The sequence below is a fragment of the Haloarchaeobius sp. HME9146 genome, from assembly GCF_025399835.1.
Classification (GTDB): domain Archaea; phylum Halobacteriota; class Halobacteria; order Halobacteriales; family Natrialbaceae; genus Haloarchaeobius.
In genome coordinates this window covers 2,321,463-2,339,643 of the sequence record NZ_JAODVR010000001.1, presented here as the reverse complement: position 1 = coordinate 2,339,643, position 18,181 = coordinate 2,321,463, and the positions used below count along the sequence as shown (strand labels likewise).

Genomic DNA, 18,181 nt, shown 5'->3' with positions numbered 1-18,181 from the left:
GCCGGTGTGTGACTGCGAACCAAAAAGAGGAGAACGGCTCTACCCGAGGTCGGCGCGCTCGAACCGCCAGTAGCCCAGCGCGAGGGGGACGACGGCCCAGAACGCGAGGATGACGAGCATGAACCAGGGTTCGAGGAACCAATCGGTCAGGTGGGGACGGTCAACCATCCCCTTCCCAGTCGCCGGATTCACCTCGAACACGAAGTCCAGTGCGACGAAGTAGGCGTACGACGGGCTGAGCGCGGTTATGAGATGCAGGACCGACTCGGAGATGTCGAGGCCGAGTTTGTCGGCGACGAAGTTGATGATGTCGCTGGGCGTGACCGGGAACGAGTTCCAGAAGACGTTGAGGACGAACCATGTCCCGATGGCGGCACCCATGGCGCGCGACCGGGAACTGGTCGCCGCGGAGATGCCGACCGCGATGCTCACGTAGACGAGCGCGAACAGCAGCGTCAGTCCCACGAAGCCGAAGTACGTGCCGAGGTCGACGCTGTCGAAGTAGTAGAAGCCGAGCCCGAGGCCGACGACGAAGGCGAACAGCACGGACGCACCGACGACCGCCGATCGGGCGACGAGCTTCCCGAGCACCACGTCGAGCCGGTTGTTCGGATACGAGAGCAGGAACTTCAGGCTGCCCGACTCGCGTTCGCCAGCGACCGAGAGGTAGGCCGCGACGAGCGCGACCAGCGGGATGACGAGCACGGCGATGCCGGCCATCGAGAACAGCTGGCTGGAGAGTTCGCCGGCGTTCTCGCTGGTCGAGCCGGTCCCGTAGAAGAACAGGACCGTAAAGAGGGTGTACAGGAGACCGACACCCCAGATGAGCTTGGCGCGGCGGACGTCCAGGATATCCTTCTTGACGACGCCCTGGAGACTCATGCCGGGACCTCCATCTTCTCGGCAGTCTCACCGCGTTCCTCCGCGCTGCCATCGCGGCCCCCACCGGTGTACTGGTTGAACAGCTCCTCCAGGGAGGTCTCCGTGGCGACCACGTCGGTGACGGTCGCGGCATCGTCGACCGCCCGGATGGCCGCCATCTTCGCCGTCCCGGAGTTGCAGTACGCCCGGATCTCGTCGTCCTCGATGCGGACGTTCGTGACGCCGTCGAGCCGTTCGAGTTCGCCGCGGAGGCCGTCGGGAACGACCTCGACGGTGAGTTCGACCTCGCCCGAATCGCCCGACTGCGAGCGCAGGTTGTCGATGGTGTCGACGGTGACGAGTTCACCCTCGGACATGATGCCGACGCGGTCACACACCGCCTCGACCTCTGAGAGGATGTGGCTGGAGAAGAAGACGGTCGTCCCGTTCGCGGCCTCTTCGCGGAGGATCTCACGCATGTGCTGGATGCCGTTCGGGTCCAGCCCGGAGGAGGGCTCGTCGAGGATGACGAGTTGTGGGTCGCCCACGAGGGCCATCCCAAGTGCGAGGCGCTGTTGCATCCCCTTGGAGAAGCCGCCGACCTTGCGGTCTTTCGCGTCGTCGAGCCCGACGCGATGGAGGACCTCGTCGGGGTCGTCGTCCGCGTTCTTCATGTCGACGCAGAGGTTCAGGTGCTCCCTGGCGGTGAGCCGGTCGTACAGTTCCAGCCCCTCGGCGAGGACGCCGACGCGCTGGCGAATCTCGTCGATCTCGTCCTGTGCATCGAAGCCGAGGACGCGGGCCGACCCGGAGGTAGGTCGGTGGAAGTCGAGCAGCATGTTGATGGTCGTCGACTTCCCGGCCCCGTTCGGGCCGAGGAAGCCGAATATCTCCCCCTCCTCTACCCGGAGGTCGAGGGAGTCGACGGCGACGACGTCGTCGCCGAAGCGTTTCGTCAGGGCGGACGTTTCGATGGCGGGCATGTGCGTTTGGGCCGTCATTTCGACACATAATAAAATTAGTGTGATAGTTTTCGCGATAGAATATTTCGAACTGGTGGTGAATCGAACGGGAACGGGCCGGTTCGTGAGTCTCCCGGGTCTCCGACTCCCTCGTTCGGCCCCGTGCTTTTCTCCCTGCCGACCCCATCTCCAGTATGACCATCTGGGTGCTCGGCGACCAGCTCACCACCGAGGTTGGGCCACTCGCGACGACCGACCCGGGCGCGGACTCCGTGCTCATGATAGAGGCACACGGGTTCGCCCGGCGCATGCCCTACCACGCGCAGAAGCTGACGCTGGTGTTCAGCGCGATGCGGCACGTCCGCGACCGGCTCCGAGCGCAGGGATACGAGGTGGACTACCGGCAGGTGGAGACGTTCGGCAAGGGCCTCACTGAGCACTTCGCGGCGTCCCCCGACGATGAACTCGTCCTGATGGAACCTGCGAGCCACGGCGCGGCCGACCGCTTCCGAGAACTCGTCGCCGAGGCTGGCGGCGACCTCGAGGTCGTCAAGAACGAACTATTCCTGTGCTCGAAGGCCCGGTTCGACGACTGGGCGGGCGACCGCGAGTCGTTCAAACACGAGGGTTTCTATCGCATGATGCGCCGCGAGACCGGGTACCTCATGGACGGCGACGACCCCGAGGGCGGCGAGTGGAACTACGACGACGAGAACCGCGAGTTCCCCCGGCCAGAGGTCCGATTCCCGGACCCACCGAGTTTCGAGCCCGACGAAATCACCCAGGAGGTCCAGGCGTGGGTCGCCGACGAGTTCGAGACGTGGGGTGACGGCGAGGGGTTCGCGTGGCCGGTCACGAGAACGCAGGCGCTGGCAGCACGCGATGACTTCATCGAGAACCGGCTCCCCCAGTTCGGCCCCTACCAGGATGCGATGCTCCGGCGGTCGTGGTCGCTGAACCACGCGCTGCTCGCGCCCGCCCTCAACCTCGGGCTGCTCACGCCCCAGGAACTGGTCGAGCCGGCCATCGAGGCGTACGAGAACGGAGACGCACCCCTCCCGAGCGTCGAGGGGTTCGTCCGGCAGGTCCTCGGCTGGCGGGAGTTCGTCCGGCACGTCTACCGCAACGCGATGCCCGACCTCGCAGACGCCAACCAGCTCGGCCACGAGCACGACCTGCCCGAGGCGTACTACACCGGCGAAACCGACATGCGTTGCCTCTCGGAGTGCGTCGGCCACGTCTGGGACCACGGCTACGCCCACCACATCGAGCGCCTGATGGTGCTCTCGAACTTCGCGACGCTGTACGGTGCCGACCCGCAGGAACTCAACCGCTGGTTCCACTTCGGTTTCGCCGACGCCTACCACTGGGTGACGACGCCCAACGTCGTCGGGATGGGCAGCTTCGCCAGCGACGTGCTCTCGACCAAACCGTACGTCTCCTCGGCGAACTACGTCGACAAGATGTCGGACTACTGTGCGGACTGTCCCTACGACGAGGACGCTACAACGGGGGAGGATGCCTGTCCCTTCAACGCCCTCTACTGGGAGTTCCTCGACCGCCACGAGGACACGCTCCGGTCGAACCACCGGATGAGCCTGCTGTACTCCCACGTCGACCGCAAGTCCGCGGACGAACTCGCGGCCATCCGCGAACGCGCCGCCGAGGTCCGCGAGATGGGTGCCGACGGGACCCTCTAGGGGCCTACCGCACCCCGAGTCGCGTACCCTTATCCTCGCCCGGTTCGTATCAAGTGGTATGGGATTATCAGTCGAGACACCGGCCCCGCCGGAGCTGGAGTTCGTCGACCCGAACGAGTACGAGGACGCGACGGTCGCCGCCGACGCGGACTACCGCCGGGAGGAGCTGGAGGAGTTCCTCCACGAGGGCGCGTGGGAGCGGTCCTGGAACGAGTGGGCCGAACACACCGACCTCACCGAGGAGGAGTTCGAGATCGCGGCCGACATGAACCTGTTCGAGCGCTTCGACTTCTTCTGGGACGATTTCGCCGACCGCGTCGGCTACCACGCCCCCGGCATCCCCGAGGACTGGAAGGAGCGGAACTACCACCCGGACCTGCAGTCGTGGGGGACCGTCTCGGGTATCAACGCCGCGCTGACCGAACTCGGGCAGGTCGTCTGTGACGTGCTCAAGAACGAGTACATCGACTGGGAGGCGGAGTACGAGCCACCGGAGGACCTTCCGGACTTCTAGCTGCGAGAGCGCGGAAAACGGATAGAATCGAGGTGTGCGACCCGACTGGAGTCGCGCGGTGGGTTCTGTTTCGCCGGTCGGTCGTTACTCCCGCGAGACGGCGACGTTTCGGAGTTCGCCGTCACAGAGCGGGTGGTTGCACGTTGCGCTCGGAGACTCGACGCGCGAGCCACAGCGGACGCACTCGTACTCGGATCGGGTCGGCGTGTAAGGGTCGGTTCGTACCATCGTACTCGGATGTGAACCGTTCGCACCATTAAGGATTATCCTGTAACAAGGGTATACTGATAGAACCCATCATAGGTCATTATACACATACCTACACGAGAAGTGGACGATTGGTCACACTCCCCTGAAACCCGGAGCGGGCGGTCGGTCGAAGGGGTAGGCAGTCGAGGAGGTGGTCAGTCGAGGCGAGCGGCCAGCAGGAACGTCTCGGGTCGTTCGCTGGCCACGTCGACGCTGAACCCGGCTGCCTCGTGGTGCGCGACGGCCTCCTCCAGCGTGAAGCGCTCGTCCGTCGGCGGCCCGGACTCGCCGTCACCGTTGCCCGACCAGTCGACCGTCACGAGGCGTCCCCCGGAACCGAGGACGCGGGCGAGTTCGGCGAGGGCGGCATCGTCGGCGTACTCGTGGTACGTCATCGTCGAGAAGGCGGCGTCGAGTTCGCCGTCACCGAACGGGAGGTCGCCGATGCTCGCTGTGACGAGTTCGACACCCTCTGGGAGGCCCTTCTCGCGGTAGATGTCGTGCATCTCGCTCTGGACGTCGACGGCGTAGGTCTTGCCCGCAAAGGGGGCCACGTCGTCGGTGTAGAACCCGGTGCCACTCCCGAGGTCAGCCACCGTCTCCGCTCCCGAGAGCGAGAGTGCGGCGACGAGCTCCTCGCGGGAACAGTAGCGATACCGCGATTCGTCTTCCAGTTTCTCGGCGCGGTCGACCGGGAACGTGTGGAATCCCATGGCGGGAGTTCGCGGGGCGGTGGAAAGAACCTCCCGGTCGTCGTAGGGCGACGCACCGGCCACCCACCACCGTCGCAAGTGAAGCTGACAGCCCGGTCGCAGGGACGATGGACTCCGACGCCTCTTTCTCGCCAGCACGCTATCACTACCCATGACCGAACACGCCTTCCTCTCCGACGGGCGGGTGTCGCTCCGTCCCATCGAGACCGAGGACCTGCCGGCACTCCGGGCCGCCTGGAACGACCCCGACGTCTGGCGGATGCTCGATACGGTCGAACCCCAGCCGGAAGGCCCGTTCGAGGAGCTGGTCCGGGGGTGGCACGACGACGACCGACACGTCCCGTTCGCCATCGACTCCGACGGGCTGGTCGGCCTCTTGCAGGTCAAGCGCATCCACTGGCAATCCCGCATCTGTGACTTCTCGTACTTCGTGCTCCCCGGCGAGGGGGGCAACGGCTACGCCACGGCGGCGGTCGAACTCGGGCTCGAGTACGCCTTCGACTCGCTGGGACTGCACCGCGTGCAGGCGAAGACGGTCGGCCAGAACGCGGCGTCCCAGCAGGTGCTCCAGAAAGCTGGCTTCGAGCACGAAGGGACCGCCAGGAAGACCGCGTTCGTCGACGGCACGTACCACGACCTGCTGAGCTGGGGGCTACTGGAAGAGGAGTGGCGCGAGCAGAACGAGGAGTGAGACGGCTACCCTACCGCAGTTCCGGGGCGACCTCGCTCCCGAGGCGCTGGATGCACTCTTTCATCGTCTCCGTCCCGATGCCGGGGTGGTAGGTGCGGAAGATGACGTGGACGTCGTCGCCCAGCGCGTCGCGGTACTTCTCGAGGCGCTCGACCACCTGCTCGGGCGTCCCGTAGATGGCCTGTTTCTTCAGCTCTTCCTTGCGCTCTTCGGGGAGTTCGTCGACGTCCTCGCCGGAGAACAGTTCCGCGTAGCGACGCTGGATGTAGAAGTAGCCCGGCTTCATTTTGTTCCACGCCTCCTCCTTGGAGTCGGCGACGAACCCGTGCTTGATGATGTAGACCTCGAAGTCGCCGTCTACGTCCTCCTCGTCGCGGACGTTCCGGATGTCCTCGACGCGCTTCTTCAGGCCGCCGATGGAGAGCTTCGAGGGTGCACACCACGCGTCGGCCTCCCGTGCTGCCCGGCGAACCGCGGGCTTCGCCGCCCCGCCGAGCATGATGGGCACGTCCTCGTCCACGGGCTTCGGCGTGACGTTGACGCTCGGGTCGATGTCGTGGAACTCGGAGTCGTAGTCCAGCGGACCCTCGGACCACGCCGCTCGCAGGAGCTTCACCTGGTCGGCCAGCCGGTCGGCGCGCTCCTCGATGGGGACGCCGAACGCCTCGAACTCGCTCGGGTTCGAGCCGATGGCCAGCCCGAGGGTCAATCGGTCGTGCGAGACGTGGTCGACCGTCGCCGCGTCCTCGGCGAGGCGGACCCCGTCGTACAGCGGCGCGAGCGCGATACAGGTCCCCAGCTCGACGTTCTCGGTCTGGGCCGCGAGCGCCGACAGCGAGGGCATCGTCCCCGGGAGGTACTCGTCCTCGGTGAAGTGGTGCTCGGACACCCACATGCTGTCGAGGCCGGCCTCGTCGATGGTCCGGCCGAGTTCGAGCATCTCGTCGTAGATCTCCGTCGTGGTCCGGTCGTCGTCCGGACGTCGCTGGCAGGTGAACAGTCCCGTACCGAGTTTCATACTCGTGAAATTTGCCGGGATACCTGAAAGTCGTTCCCCCATCGGCAGAGAGGCGTACGTTTCGGTGGTCAGTCTTCGCGGTCGCTCGGGCCGTCCGACCCCTTCGAGTCGGGCGGGTCGACGAGGTCCTGTATGCGGCCCATCCAGTGCCCTTCGATTCGACCAGTCTCCTCGTTGTAGTGCACGTTGAAGCGAGCGAAGGTTCCGTACCGGAACCCGACGACGACAGAGAGGAGACAGAGTGCGATTCCGCCGAAGAACAGGACGCCTTTGACCTTCGGTGGAATCAGCCCCTGCACGCCCCGTCTTCGTGGTGCGCCCGCTGCGAACGTGAACACACCGACGAAGAACCCGATAGCGGCGAACTGGCCTACTATCTCCTCTCTCGGTAGCTTGTCGCCGGGGTCTCTCGAACGCCGTCGCATCGACCGGATGATGTAGGTTCAGTTATATCAAACCGAGGGGGAGTCGAGGAGTGCATCGCGTTCTCGTCGCACATCATAGACTCGCGGACACCCGAGCCACCGAACCCACGGCCCGGCTACGCATCACCGAAACCGATACACGGGAACTACTTGACGGTGGCGCACCAACTAGACCGACATGAACGATTTCGAGCGACGGGCCCGCGCCTGTCAAGAGCGACTCGAAGCCGTCGACGCGGACGCCGCGGTGCTGTTCCCCAGTCCGAACCTGTACTACGCGAGTGGCTTCCACGAGGAACCAGCCGAGCGCCACCTGTTCCTGTTCGTGCCCGAGACGGGGGACCCGGTCTTCCTCGTCCCGAAGCTGTACGCCTCACAGATTCGCGACGAATCGTGGGTCTCCGACGTCCGGACGTGGGCCGACGGCGACGACCCCGTCGAGGCTGTGAAGACCATCGCAGACGACCTCGACCTCGCCGGGGGCCATCTCCTCGTCGACGACACCATGTGGGCCAGGTTCACGCAGGACCTCGAAGCCGCGCTGCCCGACGCGACCTTCGGGCTCGCCAGCGAGGTGTTCGACGACCTGCGTCTGCGCAAGGACGACACCGAACTCGATGCACTCCGGCGGGCGGCCGAGGTGTCAGACCAGGCCAGCGAAGAGATTCGCAAGCTCGGCGGCGCGGCGGTCGGCCTGACAGAGCGCGAACTCGCAGAGGAGATAGAGTCCACCCTGGCAGGCGCGGGTGGCGGCGGCCTGGCCTTCGACGTCATCGTCGGCTCGGGCCCCAACGGGGCGAAACCGCACCACAGCCACGGCGACAGGGAGATCCAGCGCGGTGACCCCGTGGTCCTCGACTTCGGGGCGTTCGTCGACCATTATCCCGGTGACCAGACCCGGACCGTGGTGTTCGCGGGGGACCCACCCGAAGGGTTCGAGGAGGTCCACCGGGTCGTCCTGGAGGCACTGGAAGCCGGCGTCGCCGCCGTCGAGCCCGGGGTCGAGGCACAGGCAGTCGACCGGGCCACCCGGCGTGTCATCGAGGACGCTGGCTACGGCGACGAGTTCATCCACCGGACCGGCCACGGTGTGGGCCTCGAGGTCCACGAGCCACCGTACATCGTCGAGGGGAACGACCAGGTGCTCGAACCCGGGATGGTGTTCTCGGTCGAGCCCGGCATCTACCTCGACGGACGGTTCGGCGTCCGTATCGAGGACCTCGTGGTCGTCACCGACGACGGCTGCGAGCGCCTGAACCACTCGCCGCGGACCTGGGAATCGCTCTGAGGCGGGGCAAGCGGCGGTGAACGTATCGGAGAGAAGTCCTGACAGCTTGTTTATTAAAGTATGGGAATTGTTGGCACTAGCTTCATATAGCTTGACGCAAGTTACTCCCCCATGACAGGCGCATCGCAGACGAACGAGGGTGGGCGGTTTATGGGAACGCGGCTGACGCTCGACCTGTGGCACCCGAACTGCTGGGCATGTGAATCGACGGAAGATGTGGACGGTGGCGTCATCGCACACGCCATCTACGACGGCCCGGATGGGTCGGTCGACCAGACCGTCCGCGGACTGTTCACCGCGTATGGGGAGACGACAGGCGAGGTGGAGGACCTGCTCGCGATCATCCAGGACTCCAGATTGACAGGGGAGGTCAAGGAGTTACAGGAACGCTTCGACTACGCCGGGCAATCGACGACACCGGGGAACGTCGCCCGCGAGTTCTTCCTGGACTACGACCCGGGTGATATGGTGTGTCCGACACTGCTCTCGCACGGGTTCGTCCACAACGCCCCGTGTCGCATCGAGGACGGGCGAGAGTCCTGGCAGGTGGTGTTCTCGGGAACCCGCGACCAGGTCGAACCCGAACTCGACGCCGTCCGTGAGGAAGCGGGCGCGGATATCGAGGTGGCGAGCATCACCTCCTTCGACACGCCGCTGAACGACAAACGCTGGCGGATGGACTCGCTGACGGACACCCAGCGTGAAGTGTTCGAGCACGCCCGCGAGCGCGGCTACTACCAGTGGCCCCGCGGCGTCTCGACCCGCGAACTCGCCTCGGAGCTCGAGGTCTCGAAGACCACGCTGCTCGAACACCTGCGGAAGGCAGAATCGAAACTGCTCGACCCCGAATCGAACTGAGCGAGTCGGTGGGCCCACGCGCTCACCGGTGCTTTTGTCACTACACGAAGGAGCGGTAGCTGGAGCCAGATCGTGCCGAAACCGGTCGCCCTTCGGCGAGTATAAAAGGTAATCAGTAGCGCGTCGCTGCGTGCGACGTATGAAGCGTCGTCGCTTCCTCGCGTTCTCGGTGCCAGCCCTCCTCACGACTGTTGCTGGCTGTAGCTCCCGCGAATCCGGGGGGGAGGCGCTGACGATAGCGGTGCTCGAACTGGAGAACCTGTCGGACGAGGAGGTCGTCTTCGACGTGGCAGTCGTGGACACTGCCGGGGAGACGGTGTTCGAAACGGCACAGCCGGTTGCAGGGAACGCTGCCGTCGCACTCGACCACCCAGTCGCGGAACCGGGAGACTACACGATAACACTGACGACCGGGGGCCAGAACGCGAGACAGGACATCTCCCTCTTCGCCGCCGACGGCGATTCCTGTGTCAGAATCACTGGACGACGCACACAGGCGAGACAACTCCAGGTCTCGGGAATCGGCTACAACGACTGCCCCTCCTGAGCGATACGGTTAGAGAAATCGCGGACCCATCGACTGCCGGGACTCGTCGGTCCCGCCCGAACGCTCCTACCCGGTCAGGACGGCGCGCAGCGCGAACAGCGCGTTCGACTTGCGCTCGCGGACCCGCCGGTAGAAGTACTGGAACCACTTGTCGCCGTAGGGGACGTACTGCCAGACCTCAACGTCCTCGCTGGCGAGGTCGAACTGTGCGCTCTCGCGGACACCCATGAGCATCTGGACCTCGTACGGCGTCCCGTACTCCGCGTGCAGGTCGCGGGCGTGGGCGATCATCTCGGGGTCGTGGCTGCCGACCGCGATGCCGTCGTCGAACTCCTGGAACATGTATTCGAGCAGCTCGCGGTACTGCTCGTCGACGCGGGCCTTCTTCTTGTAGGCGACCTCCTTCGGTTCGTCGTAGGCACCCTTGACGAGGCGGACCTTCCCCGGGACCGCTGCGAGCCGTTCGAGGTCGTTGGGGGTCCGTTTGAGGTTCGCCTGCACGCAGACGCCGACGTTCCCGTCGGTCGCACGTCCCAGCTCTTCGACTGCGTCGAGCGTCGCGTCCGTGGTCGTGTGGTCCTCCATGTCGACCCAGACGAACACGTCGTGCTCGGTGGCGGCGGTCACGATGCGTTCGAGGTTCTCCGCGAACACGTCGTCGCCGAGGTCGAGCCCGATCTGGGAGGGCTTGACCGAGATGCACGCCGTTGCGGGGCTGTCGGCGATGGCCTCGACGACCTCGATGTACTCGTCCGCGTCCGCATCCGCGGGTGGGCGCTCCTCGTAGTGTTCGCCGAGAAGGTTCAGGATGCAACCGACGTCCCGTGTCGAGGTCTGTTCGGCGTGTTCGATCGCGGCCGCAGGTGACTCACCCGCGACGAAGTTGGACGCGATAGGCGGTATCATAGCACGATACTCGGGTTAGTACCCCCCTAAATCACCACCCGACCATACGTTACAGGGCCTGTATCATGAATGAAAATGACTCCCGACCATGGTCGGCAGCGACCTTAACCACCGTCTCGTGGTAGCGTGGTACAGTTCGTCATGCAATCAGATAGAAACCGGAGATTGTCGCGGAGAAAGATTCTGGCGGGAACGGGCGTCTCAATCGCAACTCTCAGCGCTGGCTGTTTCGAAAGCAGCGGCGGTGACACCGACGGCGGCTCCGGCGGAGGCGGCGGAGGCGGCGGCGGGGGCGGCGACAGCGATGACAGCGACGGCGGCTCCGGCGGCGACGGTGGAATGAGCACGTACACCATCGGGATGGTGGACTCGCTCACCGGCTCGCTGGCACCGTACGGCAAGCGTAACAAGCGCGGAAAGGAACTCGCACTCTCGAAGATCAACGACGCCGGCGTCGGCCCGAACGGTGAGGGCACCCTCGAGATTACAGTCGAAGACGACGAGAGTACCAACCAGGCGGGCCTGAACGCGGCGTCCAAGCTCGTCAACCAGGACGGCGTCCCGCTGCTCCTGGGCTCCGTCGGTAGTGGTGTGTCCATCGCGATCTACGACAGCGTCGTCCAGGGGACCGACGTGGTTCAGATCAGCCAGAACTCCACGAGCCCCGAGCTCACGACCCGCGCGGGCCTCAACCGGATGAGCCCGAGTGGCGCTGCCAAGGGGAAGGCGCTCGCGCAGTTCGTCGCCGACGAGGGGCACGACTCGGTCGCAGTCACGTGGATCAACAACGACTACGGACAGGGTCTGCAGGGCGTCTTCTCCGAGGCGTTCCCCGGAGAGGTCGCGTACAACAAGCCCCACGACCAGGGCCAGTCGTCCTACAGCAGCCTGCTGACGGAGATGGCCGGCACGGACGCGAGCGCGTGGCTGTTCCTCACCTACGCGAACGAGTTCACGGTCATGGCCAACAACGCGTTCGACCAGGGCTACAACGAGCAGGTCGACTACTTCGGTGCAGAGTCGACCGTCGCCGAGGAGATCCTCGGGAACACCCCCGAGGGCAGCCTCGACGGCATGAAGGGTATCACCGAGAGCGCCCCGGCCGACCAGGAGAACTACAAGAACTTCGTTTCGGAGTTCGAGAGCGAGTACGACACGACGCCGACCGTCTGGTCCGCATACGCGTACGACGCGGTCACCGTCGCGGCGATCGCGGTCACCGCAGCGGACGAGTTCACCGGGCCGGCCATCGAGGAGGTCGTCCGCGACGTGACCCGTCCCGAGGGCCAGGAAGCGTTCACCTACGAGGAGGCAGCCGCCATCCTCCAGGACGGTGGCAGTCCGAGCGACGTGAACTACCAGGGAGTCAGTGGCCCTGTCGACCTCGACGAGAACGGCGACCCGCCGGGCTTCTACCAGGTCTACAGTGTCGCGGACCACGAGTACGACTACGGCGACTACATCACCAGCTAAGATGGTGACGGACACGGCTTCGGTGTCGGCTACACTGCAACGGGGGTCGGTAGCGTGAGCCTCGTCCTGCAGGTAAGTGTCAACCCGTTCCAGTACGTCGTCAACGGCGTGGTGTACAGCAGCATCATCGTGCTGGGGGCCATCGGCCTCTCGCTCGTGTACAGCATCGCCGACTTCGCGAACTTCGCACACGGTGACCTGATGACCGTGGGTGCGTTCGGCGCGCTCGGGACCGCCGGCGTCCTCCAGCCGATGCTGGGCGACGCGGGTGTCTTCGGGCTTCCGGTGTGGTTCTTCGCGGCGCTGCTCGTCGGGATGGTCCTCTCCGCCGTCGTGGCGATCGTGACCGACCGTCTCGTCTACGAACCACTGAAGAACACCGACGCCGGCTCCATCGAGTTGCTCATCACGAGTATCGGGGTCGCACTCTCCTATCGTGCGCTGGTGTACCTGAGTCCGCTGGAGACGGGCGGTGCCCGCTTCGGCGTGACCCGGACCGGGCCGATTCCGGCCCTGCAGGACACACTCGGTATCGCGATCACCCCGCGGAAGATATCCATCGTGGTCATCGCGATGCTGCTCGTCGGTGCGTTACACCTCCTCCTCCAGTACACGACGCTGGGGCGGAAGATGCGTGCGACCGCCGACAACCCCTCGCTGGCTCGGGTGAGCGGTATCCGGACCCGTGAGGTCACCATCGCGATGTGGGTCATCGGGGCCGCCCTCGCGGCAGCCGGCGGCGTCTTCCTCGGGCTTGAAGCGCTCGTCCGCCCGCGCATGGGCTTCGACCTCCTGTTGCTCGTCTTCGCGGCCGTCATCCTGGGCGGCATCGGGAGCGTCTACGGCGCGATGCTCGGTGGATTCGTCATCGGGATGGTCCACGAGATGGTCCCGTTGTTCGCCCAGTACGGCCTGCCGGTCAGCTACGACTACGCGCCGGCGGTGGCGTTCCTGCTGATGGTCGCCATCCTGCTGACCAGACCGAGCGGTATCATGGGTGATTCGACGTGACGGGTGGTCTACCATGAGTGTCGTCGATTCGATGAAGGAGTCCGTCGCGGACGACAGCACGGCCGTCGCCGGTATCGCGGTCGCAGCTGCCGCGGTGCTCCTGTTGCTCGCGCTCGGCGTGCTGAAGCTCCCGTACGTGCTTCGCACGCTCGCGTTCGGTGGTGCGTGGGTCCTGCTGACCATGGGCCTGAACGTGCAGTGGGGCTACACCGGCCTCATCAACTTCAGCGTCGCCGCCTTCTGGGGCGTCGGTGCCTACTCGGTGGCGTTGCTGACCTCGCCGAACTCGCCGCTGGGGCTCGAACTCCACCCGGTCTTCGGATTCCTCACCGCCATCGTGGTGAGCGCGTTCATCGCGGTCCTCATCGGCATCCCCACGCTCAAGCTGCGCGAGGACTACCTCGCCATCGCGAGCCTGGGGCTGGCGGAGGTCATCCGGCTCGTCATCCGGAACGAGGACCAGTGGACGGCGGGCAGCTCCGGTATCAGCCGCATCCCCCGGCTGTTCGAGGGGCTCCCGCTGACCCAGGAGGCGACCAATCTGGCGGTCGTCGCGGTGCTCATCGGGGCCGTCTACCTGCTGCTGCGGCGGATGCAACGTTCGCCGTGGGGGCGGGTCCTCCGGACCATCCGGTCCGACGAGGACCTCGCGAAGGCACTGGGCAAGAACACGTTCAACCTGAAGATGCAGGCGTTCGTCCTCGGGAGCGTCATCATGGCGATCGCCGGGGCGTTCTACGTCCACCTGAACCTGTACATCGACCCGACGGACCTGGTCCCACTGACCACGTTCTACATCTGGGTCGCCGTCATCCTGGGCGGGACAGCGAGCAACCGTGGCTCCATCCTGGGTGGCATGACCATCATCGCCATCCTGGAAGGGACGCGGTTCTTCCCGTCCGTCGTCGAGTGGACGTCCGAAACCCTGGGGCTCCCCGTGCTGTTGGACCTGTTCCAGGGTATCGACGTCGCGTCGCTGCGCCTGCTGCTCGTGGGCCTGCTCATCATCCTGGTCGTCCGCTACAAGCCGGCCGGCCTGCTTCCCCCGCGGTCGGAGCTCATCTGGCCCGGGGCGCAGCGCAGCGGGGCACGCCCGTCGAACGAGGGTGATTCCCAGTGAGCCTGAACGAACTCGACTACTCCGGTGCCGAGTTGAACAAGGACGACCCGGTCATGCGGACAGAGGGTCTGAAGAAGTCCTTCGGTGGCCTCACGGCGACCGACGACGTGACGCTGGAGGTCGAACGCGGCTCCATCACGGGCCTCATCGGCCCGAACGGGGCCGGCAAGTCGACCCTGTTCAACCTCGTCTCGGGGTTCTACGACCTCGACGACGGACAGGTGTTCGTCAACGATCAGGAGGTCACGGAGGCGTCGCCCCACGAGGTCTCTCGTGCCGGACTCGTCCGGACGTTCCAGACGCCACGTCGGCTCGAAGGGATGACCGTGCGCGAGGCGATGCTGGTCGGACCGCGCCCGCAGGTGGGTGAGTCCGTCATGTCGCTGTTCACCTCGCCGAGCAAGGTCACCCAGGAGGAGTCGGCCAACATCGACCAGGCCATCGAGCTGCTCGAACGGTTCGAGATCGACCACCTCATCGACCAGCCCTCGACGGAACTCTCGGGCGGCCAGCTCAAGCTGGTCGAGTTGGCGCGTGCCATCACGACCGACCCGGACGTGCTGTTGCTCGACGAGCCGGTCGCCGGGGTCAACCCGACGCTGGCGAACGACATCAAGCGGTTCGTCAAGGAGCTCAACGAGGAGGGCCAGACGTTCTGCATCATCGAGCACGACATGCCGTTCATCATGGACCTCGCGGACCCCATCATCGTCCTCGACCAGGGCCGTGTCCTCATGGAGGGCACGCCCGACGAGGTCCGGAACGACCCGCGTGTCATCGAGGCGTACCTCGGAGGTGGCGAATGACCCAGCGCGCACTCGACGTCCAGAACGTCGATTCGGGCTACGGGGAGGCACAGGTCCTCTACGACCTGTCCTTGCACGTCAACGAGGACGAGATTGTCTGTATCATCGGCCCGAACGGGGCCGGCAAGTCGACCGTGCTGAAGACCGTCTTCGGCCTGCTCGACCCGTGGGAGGGCCAGGTCACGGTCGGCGACCGGGACATCACCCACACCGCCCCCGAGGACCTCGTCCGCGAGGGCGTCGGCTACGTCCCGCAGGTCGAGAACGTCTTCGGCTCGCTCACCATCGACGAGAACCTGCGCATGGGTGGCGTCGCGAAGGAGAGCGGGCTGGAGTCGACCATCGACAGCCTGTACGAGCGCTTCCCCATCCTCGACGAGAAGCGACAGGCGAAGGCACGGACGCTCTCGGGTGGCCAGCGACAGGTGCTGGCGCTCGCCCGGGCGCTCGTGATGGAGCCGGAGGTGTTGCTCATCGACGAGCCGAGCGCCGGGCTCGCGCCGAACATCGTGCAGGACGTCTTCCAGAACGTCAAGAAGGTCAACGAACTCGGGACGTCGATCCTGATGGTCGAGCAGAACGCCAAGGAGGGCCTTGGCATCTCCGACCGCGGCTACGTCCTCGACCAGGGGTCGGTCGAGTTCGAGGACCGCGCCGGCGACCTGCTCGACAACCCCGAAGTCTCGCGTCTCTACCTCGGTGGGTGAATGCGGTCGGGGTTGCGCGAACTCGCGTTCGCGCTCGCCCCGCTCACCGCCGCCGCCCTCTGGGGCGGCATGTTCGTCGTCAGCGAGTGGAGTTTCGACAGTCTCCCACCGCTGACCCTCGCGTTCTTCCGCGTCGCACTCGGTGCGGCCGTGTTGCTTCCGGTGGTCCGGTTCCGTGGTGAGCGACTGCCACGCTCGGAGTGGCGCACCGTCGCCGGCCTCGCCGGCTGGGTGTCCCTCACGATGGCGGCGCAGTTCGTCGGCACCGACCTGACGAACGCGAGCCAGGGCTCGCTGGTCACCATCCTGACGCCGGTCGCGACCGTCGCGCTCGGCGCACTCGTCCTCGGTGAGACCGTCTCGCGCCGGCGAACCACGGGCGTCGCCCTCGCGGTCGTCGGGACCGTCGTCGTCCTCGCCGGGCAGTACGACCTCTCGTCGCTGGCGGGCGGGAGCCTCCTCGGTATCGTGGGACTGGTCGTTGCGAGCGTCGCCTGGGCGGCCTACACCGTCTACGGGACGCCACTGGTCCGCGAGTACTCGGCGCTGACGACGACCGCCTACTCGGTGGCCGCGTCGGTCCCCATGATGGCGGTGCTCGCCGCCGGTGAACTCGCCGTGGTCGGTCTCCCCGCGCTCCCGGGCCTCGGCGTCCTCGCGGCCGTCGGCTACCTCGGTATCGCGGCCACGGCCGCCGCGTGGTACCTGTGGTACCGCGGCATCGAGACGGTGGACGCTGGCACCGTCGCGGTGTTCTTCTTCGCCCAGCCGGTCGTGGGGACCGTGCTGGGCGTGCTATTGCTCGGTGAGTCGGTCGGGTCGGAGTTCCTCGCGGGTGGGACCGTGATGGCCGTGGGTATCTGGGTCGTCAGCACGGAAGCCGACTGAAACGTGGGTTTCACCCTCGACAAAGCACTTACCTGTCAGACAGCAATCTGACAGTATGGCCCGAACCCGACGCGCCCTCCTCACCGGCCTCGCCGGAGCAAGCCCCGTCGCCCTGGCTGGCTGTCTCGACGGTTCGCTCGGCAGTCGCACCGGCACCGACACGACCGTCGCGCCGACGACCGGAACCGAGCCCACCACCTCGTCAACGACCCGGACCAGCTATCCCGACACCGAGGTCGAGTTCCCCGATGGACCGAAATCTCGGCCCGAGCGCCCCGACGAGTGGACCCGCGAGACGGCCCGCGAGTTCGTCCACGAGCACGAGCACAACCTGGCGTACAACCAGCTCTGGTACAGCGAGTACTCCGAGGTCGAACTCTCCTGTGAGGTCCACTCGGTCGAGCAGGTCGGCGAGGGGTACGAGGTACTCGTCAGCTGTACCGGCTACTCGAACACCGGCGGTGAGTCGGACGGCAACCAGACCGCGACCGAGGTCCACGCCGACTGGTTCACCCAGTGGTTCGTCTACTACGTCGACGACGACACCATCACCCGCCGGCGCGCGACGGAAGACGAGAAAGACGGCGCGTAGGTGGGCGGTGCGTGGACGACGCCCGGAGTAACAGTCATCCGGCACGCGCACGTTATCGTCTAGCATGGACTACCGGCACGCCACCGTCGACGACATCGAGTCGATACAGCGAGTCGCCGAGCGCTCGTGGGAACAGGACTATCCGGACATCATCAGCCGGGAGAGCATCCTCGACGGCGTCCACGAGTGGTACGGGGACGACCGCCTGCGGGAGGACATCGCGGCCGCCGATACGATGGTGCTCGTCGCGCTCTCGGAGGGGGACATCGCCGGGTTCGCACACGGCGTCCTCGCCGACGACACGGGGACGCTGATGCGCGTGTACGTCGACCCCGACCACCGCGGTGACGGCATCGGGCGCGCGCTCGTCGAGTTCGCGACGGACGACTTCGCCACCAGAGGGGCCGACCGCGTCGAGGCGATGGTGCTCACCGACAACGAACCCGGGAACGAGTTCTACCGGAGCCTCGGCTTCGAGCAGGTCCAGCGGGCGACCACGACCATCGGCGGCGAGAGCTACGAGGAGAACATCTACCTGAAACTGGTGTAGTTCAGCGCGACGGCGACGGCGATGCCGACTGCAGCAGCCGCCAGAACCGACTCGACCGTTCCCAGCGACTGGGACGCGACGAGGTAGGTGACCGCCGCCAGCAGACCGACGGCCAGGTCCGCCCAGCCCCGACTCTCCGCCTCGTTCGTGCTCTCCTCACCGGTGTTCGATTCACCAGACATACCTGCCGTTGGGGGTGAACCAGCATATCTCTGAGCCTTCGTTCAGCCGAGCCATCAATTCGCTAAACCTTCACTACGAGCGTCGTGACAGTCGATTTCGGTGAAATAGCTCTCTGAGCT

Annotated in this window: 22 protein-coding genes; 14 read left to right on the top strand and 8 right to left on the bottom strand. The window is 65.8% G+C overall.

What is annotated here, in order from left to right; translation table 11 throughout:
• Positions 1–39: 39 nt before the first annotated feature.
• Together N6C22_RS12115 and N6C22_RS12110 are read right to left on the bottom strand one after the other, a co-directional pair.
• Positions 40–882, bottom strand: coding sequence for an ABC transporter permease (locus N6C22_RS12115; RefSeq protein WP_261651370.1), 843 nt, complete (start codon positions 880–882; stop codon positions 40–42).
• A complete protein-coding gene (locus tag N6C22_RS12110) occupies positions 879–1,844 on the bottom strand; it encodes an ABC transporter ATP-binding protein (RefSeq protein ID WP_261652557.1) in 966 nt (321 codons plus the stop codon). Before N6C22_RS12110 ends, N6C22_RS12115 begins: the two co-directional genes overlap by 4 nt.
• A 173-nt stretch (positions 1,845–2,017) precedes the next feature.
• Here N6C22_RS12110 and N6C22_RS12105 point away from each other — a divergent pair, with 173 nt between their 5' ends.
• Positions 2,018–3,523, top strand: coding sequence for a cryptochrome/photolyase family protein (locus N6C22_RS12105; RefSeq protein WP_261651369.1), 1,506 nt, complete (start codon positions 2,018–2,020; stop codon positions 3,521–3,523).
• Positions 3,524–3,581: 58 nt separating this feature from the next.
• The gene (locus N6C22_RS12100; RefSeq protein ID WP_261651368.1) at positions 3,582–4,037 is read left to right on the top strand and encodes a hypothetical protein; all 456 of its coding nucleotides are present in this window, start codon (positions 3,582–3,584) and stop codon (positions 4,035–4,037) included.
• A gap of 84 nt (positions 4,038–4,121) precedes the next feature.
• Here the strand turns inward: N6C22_RS12100 and N6C22_RS12095 are convergent, their stop codons facing one another.
• Both N6C22_RS12095 and N6C22_RS12090 read right to left on the bottom strand, forming a co-directional pair.
• Positions 4,122–4,265 (bottom strand): rubrerythrin-like domain-containing protein, encoded by a 144-nt coding sequence (locus tag N6C22_RS12095; RefSeq protein ID WP_261651367.1) that lies wholly within the window; start codon positions 4,263–4,265, stop codon positions 4,122–4,124.
• A gap of 176 nt (positions 4,266–4,441) precedes the next feature.
• Entirely contained in the window at positions 4,442–4,999 is a 558-nt protein-coding gene (locus N6C22_RS12090) for a class I SAM-dependent methyltransferase (protein WP_261651366.1), read from the bottom strand.
• Between the two features lie 151 nt (positions 5,000–5,150).
• Between N6C22_RS12090 and N6C22_RS12085 the strand changes: the two genes are divergently transcribed.
• On the top strand, positions 5,151–5,690 hold the full coding sequence (locus N6C22_RS12085; protein WP_261651365.1) for a GNAT family N-acetyltransferase: 540 nt from the start codon (positions 5,151–5,153) through the stop codon (positions 5,688–5,690).
• Positions 5,691–5,700: 10 nt separating this feature from the next.
• Here N6C22_RS12085 and N6C22_RS12080 read toward each other — a convergent pair whose 3' ends face one another.
• Together N6C22_RS12080 and N6C22_RS12075 are read right to left on the bottom strand one after the other, a co-directional pair.
• On the bottom strand, positions 5,701–6,708 hold the full coding sequence (locus N6C22_RS12080) for an LLM class flavin-dependent oxidoreductase (RefSeq protein ID WP_261651364.1): 1,008 nt from the start codon (positions 6,706–6,708) through the stop codon (positions 5,701–5,703).
• Between the two features lie 68 nt (positions 6,709–6,776).
• Positions 6,777–7,133, bottom strand: a complete 357-nt coding sequence (locus N6C22_RS12075; protein ID WP_261651363.1) for a hypothetical protein — start codon at positions 7,131–7,133, stop codon at positions 6,777–6,779.
• Between the two features lie 178 nt (positions 7,134–7,311).
• Here N6C22_RS12075 and N6C22_RS12070 point away from each other — a divergent pair, with 178 nt between their 5' ends.
• The 3 genes from N6C22_RS12070 to N6C22_RS12060 all read left to right on the top strand — a co-directional run bounded on the left by N6C22_RS12070 (position 7,312) and on the right by N6C22_RS12060 (position 9,826).
• A complete protein-coding gene (locus N6C22_RS12070) occupies positions 7,312–8,421 on the top strand; it encodes a Xaa-Pro peptidase family protein (RefSeq protein WP_261651362.1) in 1,110 nt (369 codons plus the stop codon).
• Positions 8,422–8,532: 111 nt separating this feature from the next.
• On the top strand, positions 8,533–9,279 hold the full coding sequence (locus tag N6C22_RS12065; protein WP_261651361.1) for a helix-turn-helix domain-containing protein: 747 nt from the start codon (positions 8,533–8,535) through the stop codon (positions 9,277–9,279).
• A gap of 139 nt (positions 9,280–9,418) precedes the next feature.
• Positions 9,419–9,826, top strand: a complete 408-nt coding sequence (locus tag N6C22_RS12060) for a hypothetical protein (protein WP_261651360.1) — start codon at positions 9,419–9,421, stop codon at positions 9,824–9,826.
• 66 nt (positions 9,827–9,892) lie between these two features.
• On the opposite strand, the gene N6C22_RS12055 is transcribed toward N6C22_RS12060, so the two are convergent.
• Entirely contained in the window at positions 9,893–10,732 is an 840-nt protein-coding gene (locus N6C22_RS12055; protein ID WP_261651359.1) for a proline dehydrogenase family protein, read from the bottom strand.
• A 165-nt stretch (positions 10,733–10,897) separates the two neighbouring features.
• Between N6C22_RS12055 and N6C22_RS12050 the strand changes: the two genes are divergently transcribed.
• The 8 genes from N6C22_RS12050 (at position 10,898) to N6C22_RS12015 (ending at position 17,879) form a co-directional block, all read left to right on the top strand.
• Complete coding sequence (locus tag N6C22_RS12050; RefSeq protein ID WP_369684442.1) at positions 10,898–12,205, top strand: ABC transporter substrate-binding protein; 1,308 nt, start codon at positions 10,898–10,900, stop codon at positions 12,203–12,205.
• 54 nt (positions 12,206–12,259) lie between these two features.
• Complete coding sequence (locus tag N6C22_RS12045; protein ID WP_261651357.1) at positions 12,260–13,216, top strand: branched-chain amino acid ABC transporter permease; 957 nt, start codon at positions 12,260–12,262, stop codon at positions 13,214–13,216.
• A gap of 13 nt (positions 13,217–13,229) precedes the next feature.
• A complete protein-coding gene (locus N6C22_RS12040) occupies positions 13,230–14,336 on the top strand; it encodes a branched-chain amino acid ABC transporter permease (protein ID WP_261651356.1) in 1,107 nt (368 codons plus the stop codon).
• 2 nt (positions 14,337–14,338) lie between these two features.
• A complete protein-coding gene (locus tag N6C22_RS12035) occupies positions 14,339–15,142 on the top strand; it encodes an ABC transporter ATP-binding protein (RefSeq protein WP_369684441.1) in 804 nt (267 codons plus the stop codon).
• A complete protein-coding gene (locus N6C22_RS12030; protein WP_261651354.1) occupies positions 15,139–15,849 on the top strand; it encodes an ABC transporter ATP-binding protein in 711 nt (236 codons plus the stop codon). Before N6C22_RS12035 ends, N6C22_RS12030 begins: the two co-directional genes overlap by 4 nt.
• A complete protein-coding gene (locus N6C22_RS12025; protein WP_261651353.1) occupies positions 15,850–16,737 on the top strand; it encodes a DMT family transporter in 888 nt (295 codons plus the stop codon).
• Between the two features lie 55 nt (positions 16,738–16,792).
• Positions 16,793–17,329 (top strand): hypothetical protein, encoded by a 537-nt coding sequence (locus tag N6C22_RS12020; RefSeq protein WP_261651352.1) that lies wholly within the window; start codon positions 16,793–16,795, stop codon positions 17,327–17,329.
• Positions 17,330–17,393: 64 nt separating this feature from the next.
• A complete protein-coding gene (locus N6C22_RS12015) occupies positions 17,394–17,879 on the top strand; it encodes a GNAT family N-acetyltransferase (RefSeq protein ID WP_261651351.1) in 486 nt (161 codons plus the stop codon).
• Here N6C22_RS12015 and N6C22_RS12010 read toward each other — a convergent pair.
• Complete coding sequence (locus tag N6C22_RS12010; protein ID WP_261651350.1) at positions 17,861–18,061, bottom strand: hypothetical protein; 201 nt, start codon at positions 18,059–18,061, stop codon at positions 17,861–17,863. The genes N6C22_RS12015 and N6C22_RS12010 overlap by 19 nt on opposite strands.
• Between the last annotated feature and the right edge of the window lie 120 nt (positions 18,062–18,181).

Coding starts and splice junctions, on each gene's coding strand:
- N6C22_RS12095 (WP_261651367.1), bottom strand. CDS start 4,265: ATGGTACGAACCGACCCTTACACGCCGACCCGATCCGAGTACGAGTGC.
- N6C22_RS12080 (WP_261651364.1), bottom strand. CDS start 6,708: ATGAAACTCGGTACGGGACTGTTCACCTGCCAGCGACGTCCGGACGAC.
- N6C22_RS12010 (WP_261651350.1), bottom strand. CDS start 18,061: ATGTCTGGTGAATCGAACACCGGTGAGGAGAGCACGAACGAGGCGGAG.
- N6C22_RS12030 (WP_261651354.1), top strand. CDS start 15,139: ATGACCCAGCGCGCACTCGACGTCCAGAACGTCGATTCGGGCTACGGG.
- N6C22_RS12075 (WP_261651363.1), bottom strand. CDS start 7,133: ATGCGACGGCGTTCGAGAGACCCCGGCGACAAGCTACCGAGAGAGGAG.
- N6C22_RS12065 (WP_261651361.1), top strand. CDS start 8,533: ATGACAGGCGCATCGCAGACGAACGAGGGTGGGCGGTTTATGGGAACG.
- N6C22_RS12110 (WP_261652557.1), bottom strand. CDS start 1,844: ATGCCCGCCATCGAAACGTCCGCCCTGACGAAACGCTTCGGCGACGAC.
- N6C22_RS12055 (WP_261651359.1), bottom strand. CDS start 10,732: ATGATACCGCCTATCGCGTCCAACTTCGTCGCGGGTGAGTCACCTGCG.
- N6C22_RS12105 (WP_261651369.1), top strand. CDS start 2,018: ATGACCATCTGGGTGCTCGGCGACCAGCTCACCACCGAGGTTGGGCCA.
- N6C22_RS12090 (WP_261651366.1), bottom strand. CDS start 4,999: ATGGGATTCCACACGTTCCCGGTCGACCGCGCCGAGAAACTGGAAGAC.
- N6C22_RS12025 (WP_261651353.1), top strand. CDS start 15,850: ATGCGGTCGGGGTTGCGCGAACTCGCGTTCGCGCTCGCCCCGCTCACC.
- N6C22_RS12070 (WP_261651362.1), top strand. CDS start 7,312: ATGAACGATTTCGAGCGACGGGCCCGCGCCTGTCAAGAGCGACTCGAA.
- N6C22_RS12060 (WP_261651360.1), top strand. CDS start 9,419: ATGAAGCGTCGTCGCTTCCTCGCGTTCTCGGTGCCAGCCCTCCTCACG.
- N6C22_RS12015 (WP_261651351.1), top strand. CDS start 17,394: ATGGACTACCGGCACGCCACCGTCGACGACATCGAGTCGATACAGCGA.
- N6C22_RS12085 (WP_261651365.1), top strand. CDS start 5,151: ATGACCGAACACGCCTTCCTCTCCGACGGGCGGGTGTCGCTCCGTCCC.
- N6C22_RS12115 (WP_261651370.1), bottom strand. CDS start 882: ATGAGTCTCCAGGGCGTCGTCAAGAAGGATATCCTGGACGTCCGCCGC.
- N6C22_RS12100 (WP_261651368.1), top strand. CDS start 3,582: ATGGGATTATCAGTCGAGACACCGGCCCCGCCGGAGCTGGAGTTCGTC.
- N6C22_RS12040 (WP_261651356.1), top strand. CDS start 13,230: ATGAGTGTCGTCGATTCGATGAAGGAGTCCGTCGCGGACGACAGCACG.
- N6C22_RS12020 (WP_261651352.1), top strand. CDS start 16,793: ATGGCCCGAACCCGACGCGCCCTCCTCACCGGCCTCGCCGGAGCAAGC.